Annotated in this window: 9 protein-coding genes; 2 read left to right on the top strand and 7 right to left on the bottom strand. The window is 63.9% G+C overall.

Annotated features, from left to right (window positions below):
- Both AC1P6P_RS12505 and AC1P6P_RS12500 read right to left on the bottom strand, forming a co-directional pair.
- The coding region (locus tag AC1P6P_RS12505) for a thiamine pyrophosphate-dependent enzyme (RefSeq protein ID WP_481402772.1) at positions 1-1,010 on the bottom strand (1,010 nt) is incomplete at its 3' end.
- A gap of 187 nt (positions 1,011-1,197) precedes the next feature.
- Positions 1,198-3,168: a PAS domain S-box protein gene (locus AC1P6P_RS12500; RefSeq protein WP_481402771.1), complete on the bottom strand. Its 1,971-nt coding sequence runs from the start codon at positions 3,166-3,168 to the stop codon at positions 1,198-1,200.
- A 227-nt stretch (positions 3,169-3,395) separates the two neighbouring features.
- Between AC1P6P_RS12500 and AC1P6P_RS12495 the strand changes: the two genes are divergently transcribed.
- Both AC1P6P_RS12495 and AC1P6P_RS12490 read left to right on the top strand, forming a co-directional pair.
- Positions 3,396-3,956 (top strand): response regulator, encoded by a 561-nt coding sequence (locus AC1P6P_RS12495; protein ID WP_481402770.1) that lies wholly within the window; start codon positions 3,396-3,398, stop codon positions 3,954-3,956.
- Positions 3,956-4,462, top strand: a complete 507-nt coding sequence (locus AC1P6P_RS12490; RefSeq protein ID WP_481402769.1) for a hypothetical protein — start codon at positions 3,956-3,958, stop codon at positions 4,460-4,462. The genes AC1P6P_RS12495 and AC1P6P_RS12490 overlap by 1 nt, the downstream gene beginning before the upstream one ends.
- A gap of 380 nt (positions 4,463-4,842) precedes the next feature.
- On the opposite strand, the gene AC1P6P_RS12485 is transcribed toward AC1P6P_RS12490, so the two are convergent.
- From AC1P6P_RS12485 to AC1P6P_RS12465, 5 genes are read right to left on the bottom strand one after another with little or no spacing between them, the layout of a single operon-like run.
- Positions 4,843-5,574: a sulfate/molybdate ABC transporter ATP-binding protein gene (locus tag AC1P6P_RS12485; RefSeq protein ID WP_481402768.1), complete on the bottom strand. Its 732-nt coding sequence runs from the start codon at positions 5,572-5,574 to the stop codon at positions 4,843-4,845.
- 11 nt (positions 5,575-5,585) lie between these two features.
- The gene (gene cysW / locus AC1P6P_RS12480; RefSeq protein ID WP_481402767.1) at positions 5,586-6,434 is read right to left on the bottom strand and encodes a sulfate ABC transporter permease subunit CysW; all 849 of its coding nucleotides are present in this window, start codon (positions 6,432-6,434) and stop codon (positions 5,586-5,588) included.
- The gene (gene cysT / locus AC1P6P_RS12475; protein WP_481402766.1) at positions 6,431-7,276 is read right to left on the bottom strand and encodes a sulfate ABC transporter permease subunit CysT; all 846 of its coding nucleotides are present in this window, start codon (positions 7,274-7,276) and stop codon (positions 6,431-6,433) included. Before cysT ends, cysW begins: the two co-directional genes overlap by 4 nt.
- Complete coding sequence (locus AC1P6P_RS12470; RefSeq protein ID WP_481402765.1) at positions 7,273-8,271, bottom strand: sulfate ABC transporter substrate-binding protein; 999 nt, start codon at positions 8,269-8,271, stop codon at positions 7,273-7,275. The genes cysT and AC1P6P_RS12470 overlap by 4 nt, the downstream gene beginning before the upstream one ends.
- Before the next feature lie 13 nt (positions 8,272-8,284).
- Positions 8,285-9,928: an OprO/OprP family phosphate-selective porin gene (locus tag AC1P6P_RS12465; RefSeq protein ID WP_481402764.1), complete on the bottom strand. Its 1,644-nt coding sequence runs from the start codon at positions 9,926-9,928 to the stop codon at positions 8,285-8,287.
- Between the last annotated feature and the right edge of the window lie 411 nt (positions 9,929-10,339).

Below are 10,339 nucleotides of genomic sequence, written 5' to 3'. Positions count from 1 at the left end.
AGCCGCTCGATGGGATCGCCCAGCGGCCAGGCGCGCCATTCGTCGGAGGGACGATAGCGGCTCGGATCGTCGCTGGTGGAATGGCCTTCGGCGCGGTAGGTGAAGAACTCGATCAGCGTGGCGCCGAGATTGGCGCGCGCCCGCTCCGCCGCCCACGCCGCCGCCGCATAGACTGCGAGGAAATCGTTGCCGTCGACGCGAAGCCCCGGCAATCCATAGCCGATGGCGCGCGAGGCAAACGTGGTTTCGTCGCCGCCGGCGATGCCGCTGTAGGAGGAGATCGCCCACTGATTGTTGACGACGTTGAGGATCACGGGGGCGCGATAGACGGCGGCGAAATTGAGTGCGTGATGGAAATCGCCTTCCGCCGTTGTGCCTTCGCCGATGTAGCTGACCGCAATGCGGGTGTCGCCCTTGTAGGCCGAGGCCAGCGCCCAGCCGACGGCTTGCGGGAACTGGGTGCCGACATTGCCGGAGATCGTGAAGAAGCCGAATTCGCGGCTCGAATACATGATCGGCAGCTGGCGGCCCTTCAGCGGGTCCTTGGCGTTGGAGTAGCACTGGCACATCATCGTCGTCAGCGGATAGCCGCGGGCGATGAGAAAGCCTTGCTGGCGATAGGCGGGGAAGCACATGTCGTCGTGGTCGAGCGCGTGCGCGACGGCGACGTTGACCGCTTCCTCGCCGGTCGATTTGACGTAGAACGAGATCTTGCCCTGGCGCTGGATGCGGACCATGCGGTCGTCATAGGCGCGCGTCAGCACCATGTCGCGGAGGCCCGTTATCAGCACGGCCGGATCGAGCCGCGGGTTCCAGGCGCCGACCGCCTTGTGCTCATCGTTCAGCACCCGGATCAAGCCGTAGGCCAAGGGGGCAAGGTCGCGCGCTGCGGTTTCCACTGCTGGGCGATCGAGGGCGCCGGCGGGCGGAATGGCGAGGGCGGAGAAATCGGGCTTGTCGCCCGGGCGGAGTTTGGGCTGGGGCACGCGAAAGCTGAGCGGTCGGCGCAAGGAACGGCTCCCGTGGAATGATGCTCCACGAATACCACATGATGCGGCGGGCGCGACGGGGCGATTGCGTTTTGTGCACCTCTGTCGGGGGCATGGGCCGGCCGGCAACTTTCTTCCGGTCGTTTCGCAGGATTGACAACAACTGTAGGTGCCGCAAAACATACCGCAGCGGCAGCTTGTGCAGGCTCTAAGCCAACGGCAGCGTGAATCGGAACACGGTGGTGCCGTCGTTGGAGCGCGCGGTGATATCGCCGGCGTGGGCTTCGATGATCTGCCGGCTGATGGCGAGCCCGATGCCCATGCCGGTCGGCTTGGTGGTGACGAAGGGCTGGAACAGTTTTTCCTCAAGCTCGCCGGGAATGCCGCTGCCGGTGTCGCTGACAGTCACTTCAACGGCGCGGCCGGCGCGACGGGTCGACAGCACCAGGCGCCTTGCCTTGCAGTCGGCCATGGCATCAATGGCGTTGTGCATCAGATTGACCAGCACCTGTTCGATTTGGACGCGATCGGCGACGACCGCCGGCAGATCCGGCGCAAGCTCGAACACGGTGTCGACGCCTTCCGCTTTGGCGCCGATCAAGCCGAGTTCGGCGGCCTCGGTGACGATGGCATTGATGTCGTCGGGCGCGCGGTTGGTGTCGCGCTTCTCGACGAAATCGCGCATCCGCCGGATGATCTCGCCGGCCCGCACCGCCTGTTCGCCCGCCCGCGCGATGGCGAGCGCCGCCGCTTCGATCGAGGCGACATCGTTTTTCGCGATCAATCGTCTGGCGGTGGTGGAGTAGTTCAGCATCGCGGTCAGCGGCTGGTTGAGTTCGTGGGCGATGCCGGCGGAGACCTGCGACAGCTCGCTGACACGGCCGACATGCATCAGTTGCTCCTTCAGCGACTGCACGCGCAGCTCTTCGGCGCGCTGCTCGGTGACGTCGCGAGCGGTGATGACGGCGCCGGTTATGGTGCCGGCGGCGTTGCGGATCGGGCCGAAGCTGTAGCTGCCGATCCAGGCTTCGCCGGTGGCCTTGCGTACCAGGCTGTATTCGACGCCGACCGCGGATTCGCCGTGCAGGGCGCGCGCCACCGGGCGGTCGTCGGGTGTGGCGGGACGGCAATCGGGGAAGTAGACGTCGAAGTCGCGGACGAAATCGGCAAAGGTGGCGGCGCACTCTTCGACGTTCTTATAGCGGTGGAAGGCGGCAAAGCTTTGGTTCATCTGCAGGAAGCGCCCATCGGCGTCGGTGATGTAGACCGCATCGGTCATGCTCGACAGCGCAGCATCGAGGGTGGCCCGGCTCGCCAGCACTTCGAGTTCGGCACGCTTGCGATCGGTGACGTCGCGATTGACGTTGACCAGCGCGATTGGCCGGCCGCCGTCGTCGCGCACCAGCTTGCGGCTGACCGAGAACCAGCGGTAGTCGCCGCTCTTCACCATCCAGCGGTATTCGATGTTGCCTTCGAAGGCGTCGCTGTCGCCCACCTTTGGATGGCGCAGGCGCGGGACATCGTCGGGGTGCAGGCGCGCGAGAATTTCGGCCGGCGTGAACGCCTTCAGTTCGTCTTCGGAAAATCCGGTAAGGGCGACATGCGACGGGCTGATGAATACATAACGGCCGCTGGCAAGGTCGAGCATGCTGACGGCGTCGCGGGCATTTTCGAGCACGGTGCGAAGCTGTTCGTCGCCGATGGTGAGTGAGGTCTCGGTCGCGACGCAATAGAGCCCGGCGATCTTGCCGCTGCCGTCGTCGAGCGGGGTCCAGGTGTAGGTGTACCAGCTCGCCGGATGGTCGCCGCGGCTGATGCGCTGGCCGACGACGTGCTGCGCCTCGCCGGCGAAGGCGGCCTCGATCACCGGCTTGATGTCGTCCCAGCTGTCGGGAAAGACCTCGGCATAAGGCCGGCCGAGCGTGCGCGGATGGCGGGGGCCGATCAGGCCGATGGCGGCATCGTTATAGAGGGTCGTCAGGGCCCGGCCCCAGCAGACATAGGCAGGCTGGCGGCTGTGGAGCATGATTTCCACGGCAGTTTTCAGCGCCTGGGGCCAAGTCTCGATGGCGCCGAGCGGGCTGACGCGCCATTGGTTGGTGCGGATCAGGGCCGCCATCGCGCCACGGCATTCCGGCCAGAGCGCCGGTCGCGTATTGCGCTGGTTTCGCGGTGCCATGGAGTTGCCGACCCGGTTCACTTTCAAATTGAATTGATATTAGCGCACAGCAGGGAAGACGCCACCATTTGTCAGCTCGCGGGTGGCAATAGGTGTACGGACCTGCGATAAAGTCGCAGTTGCACTTCAAAAATCACCACCCTGCGGCCTGTATTAGCCAATCGCCGCAACCAAGGCTTAAGCAAATATCGCCAAGCTTACAGGGCAGGGCGTGGAACAGTACGGACGTGGAAGAAAAGCTCAATTTCTCCCAGATTACGGCGCTCGTCGTCGACGCGGACCGCTATTCCACCGGCATCATCGGCCAGATCCTGCGCGGCTTCGGTCTCAGCCATCACAGCGTGGTCGGCACGGTGGAGGAGGCCAAGAAACTACTCAGCGGCGGCGGCTTTCATCTGTTGATCACCGAGACCAACCTTGCCGACAGCACGCTGGGCGATTTCATCACCTGGATTCGCCATAGCTCGAAGAACGAGCTGCGCTACATCCCGATCGTGGTGCTGACCGGCTACACCTTCTATGCGCGCGTGACGGTGGCGCGCGATTCCGGGGTCAACAGCGTGGTGCGCAAGCCGGTGTCGCCGGCGGTGCTCTACGATCACCTCGCCTGGGCGGCGAAGACCGATCGGCCGTTCATCGATGCCGACGCCTATGCCGGGCCGTGCCGGCGGTTCAAATACGACGATCCGTCGCCGGGATTCAGCCGCCGCCTGTCCGACCATCCGCCTGACGACCTGGCGAACGATCAGTATCCGGATCATCCCGCCGCGGGCGAGGCGGTCCGCTGATGGGAATCGTCAAGATCATCCCGGTCAAGAACCGCCTGCGCCAGTTGCTGTATGCGCCGGGCGGGGTGTCGCGCGAGGAGGCGCTGGCGACGGCGGGTTCGAACGTCGAGACCTTGCGCAACGAATTCGTCGCCGCCATTCCGCTCGAGATCGCTGCGCTGGAAGCCATTCTGGCGGCTTCCGGCCGCAAGCACATCAGCAAGGACGAACTCGACGCCATGCTGCGCCGCGCCGGCCAGTTGCTCACTTTGTCGGGAACATTCGGCTTTGGCCTGCTCGACGACGTGGTGAAGCGGTTCTGCGATCTCGCGCTCGGCATGATCGAAAAAAATATCGACAAGGCGGCGCCGGTGCAGGTGCACTTGCGCGCCATGCGGCTGGTGTGTCCCGGTGGCCCGACGCTCAGCGTCGAGGATGCCGGCCACATGCTGAAAAGCCTCGAGCGCGTCCACGCCCACCTTTGCATCACCCGCCTCGACACCGGCGAAGTGCCCAAGGCGGATTAGAGTGGTTGTAACGGTCTTTCCCTCTTTCCTCCCCCTCAATTGGCCGACCTTCTGACCGGAAAAAGCGGCGGAGGTGGATCGCGAAGCGAGACGGCGGTAACGGGCATGTTTACTGCCCCCGCGAGCGGTTCCGTCGGGCGGAGCACGTCGGAAACGCGAAGTGGGGGAAGTGGCGTCCGAAGCCGAAGGCGAAGGATGACGAAGGGGGCCCTGCACGGCCTGTTGCGGTGGGGCGGATTTTGCGCGTGTGAGCGCCAAGCTGATCGTTGCGGTCGGCGGCTGTGCCGAGTGAGCCCCCTTCTTTTTTACAGCATGCCACTGTCGCATTCTGGGCATCGCGGCAGAGGAATGGGGGAACCCTCGCCAGAATGCGTGTGGTTCTAAATCCCCGTTCCGATCTCGAGAAAATCGGCGACGAACGGCGTCTTCGGGGCGCGGCGGACGTCTTGTGGCGTGCCGTATTGCTCGATGCGGCCGGCATTCATCACCGCCACCAGATCGGCGAGTGCGAAGGCTTCCTCCTGGTCGTGGGTGACGAACACGGTGGTGATGCCCATGCGCTCATGGATGGCGCGCAGCCAGCCGCGCAGATCCTTGCGCACCTTGGCGTCGAGGGCGCCGAACGGCTCGTCGAGCAGCAACATGCGCGGTTCGATGGCCAGCGCCCGGGCGAGCGCCACGCGCTGCGTCTGGCCGCCGGAGAGCTGGCTCGGATAGCGCTTGCCGTAGCCTTCCAACTGCACCAGCGCCAGCAGTTCCTCCACCCGTCGCGCGATTTCCGCTTTCGATGGGCGTTCCTTGCGCGTGCGCACCGTCAGGCCGAAGGCGATGTTCTTTTCCACCGTCATGTGGCGGAAGAGGGCGTATTGCTGGAACACGAAGCCGGCGCGGCGGTCGCGCGCGGGTACGTCGAGCCAGTTGAGATCGGCGAAGCGCACGGTGCCGGAGTCGGGAAATTCCAAGCCGCCGAGAATGCGCAACAGCGTCGTCTTGCCCGAACCAGAGGGACCGAGCAGCGCCAGGAAGGCGCCTTGCGGAGCCGTCAAGCTGACGCCGTTCAGCGCCGGGAAACGCTGGAACCGCTTGACGATGGAGTCGACGACGAGAGACATGCGTTACACCGTTAATGGCGATGGGTGGCGGCGATTTCGTCCGCGTAGCGCCACTCCAGAGCCGATTTGAGGACCAGGGTCACGATCGCCAGCAAGGCCAGCAGCGATGCAACCGCAAACGCGCCGGCAATATGGTAATCGTTGTAGAGAACTTCGACATGCAGCGGCATGGTGTTGGTGGCGCCGCGGATATGGCCCGACACCACCGATACCGCGCCGAATTCGCCCATCGCGCGCGCATTGCAAAGCAGAACGCCGTACAAGAGGCCCCATTTGATGTTGGGCAAGGTCACGCGCAGGAAGGTCTGCAGGCCCGAGGCGCCGAGGGTGGCGGCAGCTTCTTCCTCGTCGCGCCCCTGATCGGTCATCAACGGGATCAGTTCGCGCGCCACGAATGGGAAGGTGACGAACATGGTCGCCAGCACGATGCCGGGCAGGGCGAACACGATCTTGATGTTGGCATCGCGCAGGGAGTCCCCGAACCAGCCCTGCAGCCCGAAGATCAGCACGTAAATCAGGCCGGAAACTACTGGGGAGATCGAGAACGGCAAATCGATCAGCGTCGTCAGGAACTGCCGGCCGCGGAAATCAAATTTGGCGATGGCCCACGACGCGGCGATGCCGAACACGGCGTTGAGCGGCACCGCGATGGCGGCGGTGATCAGCGTCAGGCGCACCGAGGCCATGGTGTCGGGGTCTTGAAAACCTTCGAGCGCGGCCGCCAATCCTTTCATCAGGGCTTGCGAAAACACCGTCACCAGCGGCACCACCAGGAAGGCGCCGACGAACGCCACCGCAAACAGCGACAGCAACAGCCGCGTCAGCGGATTGTCCTGGGTCGGATAGCGGTTCCGCTTCATTGCCGCTCCCCGATCCAGTTCTGCAACAGGTTGAGCGCCAGGATCAGCAGAAACGAGGCCGCCAGCATGACGACGCCAATGGCGGCGGCGCCGGCGTAATCGTATTGCTCGAGCTTGATGATGATCATCAAGGGCGCGATTTCCGACACCGCGGGGATGTTGCCGGCGATGAAGATGACCGAGCCGTATTCGCCGACGGCGCGGGCGAAGGCCAGCGTTGCGCCGGTCAGCAGTGCCGGCATCAGCGATGGCAGCACGACGCGGAAAATGGTTTGCAGCCGGCTGGCGCCGAGGGTGGCGGCGGCTTCCTCGGGTTCGCGCGACAGATCGGCGAGTACCGGCTGAATCGTACGCACCACGAACGGAAGGCCGATGAAGGTCAGCGCCACGATGACGCCGAGCGGGGTATAGGCGACGCGGATGCCGAGATGCGACAACGGCTCGCCGAACCAGCCCTGGGTCGAATAGAGCGTCGACAGCGCGATGCCCGCCACCGCCGTCGGCAGCGCGAACGGCAGGTCGATCAGCGCGTCGAGCAAGCGCTTGCCGGGAAAATTATAGCGCACCAGTACCCAGGCGACGATTGGCCCGGCCACCGCATTGATCGCCGCGCCGATCGCCGCGCCGCCGAACGACAGCCGCAGCGCCGCCAGCACGCGCGGGTCCATGATGGTGTTCCAGAACCCGGTAAAACCGATTTCCCACGGCCGGATGATCAGCGCCGCGATCGGGATCAGCACGATGACGGAAAGATAGAACACCGTGAACCCGAGGCTCAGCCCGAAACCAGGCAGAGCACTCGGGTTGCGCAAGCGTGGGACGAATGTTCCGTAAGCGCTCATCGGCCCGGCTTGTAGATCTGGTCGAACACGCCGCCGTCGCCGAAGTGGGTCGCTTGGGCCTTGGTCCAGCCGCCGAAGACGTCGTCGATGGTGTAGAGCGTCATCGCCGGGAAATTGCGGGCAAAGGCCTTGGCCACTTCGGGATCGCGCGGGCGATAGAAGTTGCGTGCTTCGATTTCCTGCCCCTGACGGGTGTAGAGGAACTGCAGATAGGCTTCGGCCACCTTGCGCGTGCCGTGGCGGTCGACGTTTTTGTCCACCAGCGCGACCGGCGGCTCGGCGAGGATCGAAACTTTGGGATAGACCACCTCGAACTTGTCGCCGCCGTATTCCTTGAGCGCGAGCTGGGCTTCGTTTTCCCAATCGAGCAGCACGTCGCCGATGCCGCGCTGAACGAAGGTCGTGGTCGAGCCGCGGGCGCCGGTATCGAGCACCGGAACATGCTTGTAGAGGGCCTGAACAAACGCACGCGCCTTGTCGGGATTGCCGCCCGGCTGCTTCAAGGCATAGGCCCAGGCTGCGAGGTAGGCCCAGCGCGCGCCGCCGCTGGTTTTGGGATTGGGCGTGATCACCTGGATGCCCGGCTTCACCAGGTCCGACCAATCGTGGATTTTCCATGGATTACCCTTGCGCACCAGGAACACGATGGTCGAGGTGTACGGAGTCGAATTGTGCGCCAGCCGCTTCTGCCAGTCGCCGGGCAACAGATGGCCCTTCTGGGCGATGGCGTCGATATCGTAAGCGAGCGCCAGCGTGACCACGTCGGCGTCAAGTCCGTCGATCACCGCGCGCGCCTGGGCGCCGGAGCCGCCGTGACTTTGCTTGATGGTGAGAGTCTGGCCGGTGGAGGCTTTCCACTGCGCGGCAAAGGCGGTGTTGATGTCGCGATAGAGTTCGCGGGTCGGATCGTAGGACACGTTGAGCAGCGACAGGTCCGCGGCATTGGCGGCGGAGACCGTGGCGGCGGCAAACAAGGCGAGGAGAAGTTTTTTCATGGCTGGCTCCCGATCACAGCGCGAACTGGGCGCGAAGGGCGAGGGTCTGAAAATCCTGTCCACCCCAGAGGGTGGGCAGTGTTGGCGTTCCTGAACTCACGGTAACGCTTGAAGGTGCCTGCAGGCGCTTCACGTCGATCCATTGATAATCAAAGGCAAACCGGATGGCTGTGCTGACGTACCAATTGAGTCCGACCGTCACGATCCGCTGATCGCCGCCGCGAACCGTATTGGTGAAAGTATAGGTCTGCGTCGCCGGTCCGGTCCAGTTGGTGATCACGGCCGATGTATCAAGCGTGTGACTGTTGAGATTGAGATCGCTGTAGCGCGCCGCCAGTTCCCAGGCGCCCCAGCCGCCATGTCCCACCGACGTGGTCGGTTTCGGAACTGAGAAGGCGCCGTTGGCGGCATTGTAGGTGCGCGGTTCGCCGGTGATGGTCCAGGCGCCTTGCACATACCAGCCGCTGAAATAATTGTTCGACGGCTGGAAGATGGTCGTGCCGCTGGTCGTCGCGCTGGTGTAGGTCTTGTAGGCGACTTTGGCGCGGTCGACGCCGAAGCCGTAATAGCCGGCTTGGGCATAGAAATTCTGAACATTGCCGGCCGCTTCCAGACCCCATTGGGTCAGATGGTTGGCGGGCAGTACGCCGGTGTTGGCAAGCTTGATACCGTTCGAATCGACGGTCAGTTCCGGCGGATCGGACAGTGTGATCGAATTCAGTGCGGTGCCGCCGGGGGTGGTGGCCAGCGTCGCCGCACCGGCCGCGACCGCGTCGGGCAGCTTGAAGATATGGGTGCCGTTGGCGCCGAGAAGAAGGTGCGCATCGGACTCCGACCACACCAGGTAGCTGACGCGTCCGAGCGCAGCCTGCTGTTCGTCGAATACGGCGGCGTCCTGCACTTTGCCGCCGGTGTAGGAGAGGGCGCCGTAGAGGCGCTCGCCGGTGTAGAGGATCGAGATCGCATCGCGTCCGTCGCCGCCGGCGAGCCCGCGCTGCAGGTTTGAAGGTGAGTTGCGTTCGAGGAAGATGGTCTCGCCCGAGGCGGTGCCGTCTTCGATGTTGGCGGGCGGCGGATAGGCGCCGACGCGGAACGCCCACGGCGCCAGTCCGTCATATTCGAGATAGACCGACTGGATGTGGCCGGGCGTTTCGGTGCCGCCCGAGCCGCCGAAATCGAAATTGAGGTTGTACGACCAGTCGCCGAACAGCTTGCCCTGCAGGCCGAGGTAGACGCGACGGAAGTTGGCGCCGCTGGACAGATCGGGGCCATAGGCGGCAGGCAGCGTCTGGGCGCCGGCACCTTGCGAATAATAGGCCCAATCGAACTGCACCAGAGTGCGGATGGCGGCGGTGAACTTGCCGTCGGCAGAGGAGATCGTCGGCCGGCCGTTGGTGATGCCGACCTTGACCTGATCGTTCTGCTGGTTCTGGATATCGGTGTACTGATCGCCGGTGGAGCGCTTGAGATCGACGACTTGATCCGATAGCGCCTGGATTTGCTGTTCCAGACCCCGGATGCGCTCGTCGGTGGCGGACGTCGCCGGCGGCGGGGCCGAGGTGGCGTCGGAGGCACTCTTGGCGGCCATCGCCGTTCCAGAAAGCGCCAACAGCGAGGCACCGGCAAGAAGTGCGGCAGCGAATTGTTTTGTGTGCATCGTAACCCCATCGCAGAATTCCCCGGTCCGGCCGGAACAACAACTACAATATCTGTAATGTCTACCTAGTCAATATAGTATCTGCTGCGGCAACCTGGATAATCACCACTTATTCTATGTAGTATAAGGAATAATGAGATAAATTCCTGTTGAATCTGCATGGCTTAGAGCGGCGGACGTTCAAGCGAGATCATTCTTTCCTCCCCCGCGATGCTCAAATCATGACACTGGCACGCCGCCGAAACAGCGGGGGAGGTGGCCCATCAGGGCCGGAGGGGGGAATATTTTAGCGCCGGATCGGTCCCCCCTCCGTCGCTACGCGACACCTCCCCCGCTTTTTTGCCGGCGGTGCGGCGTGAAAGGATCTGTCGGCGCGGGGGAGGAAAGATGAACGACGTGATCTCGTCTGAA

The sequence above is a fragment of the Rhizomicrobium sp. genome (genome assembly GCF_056722145.1).
This window is presented reverse-complemented; position numbering and strand designations above follow the sequence as displayed.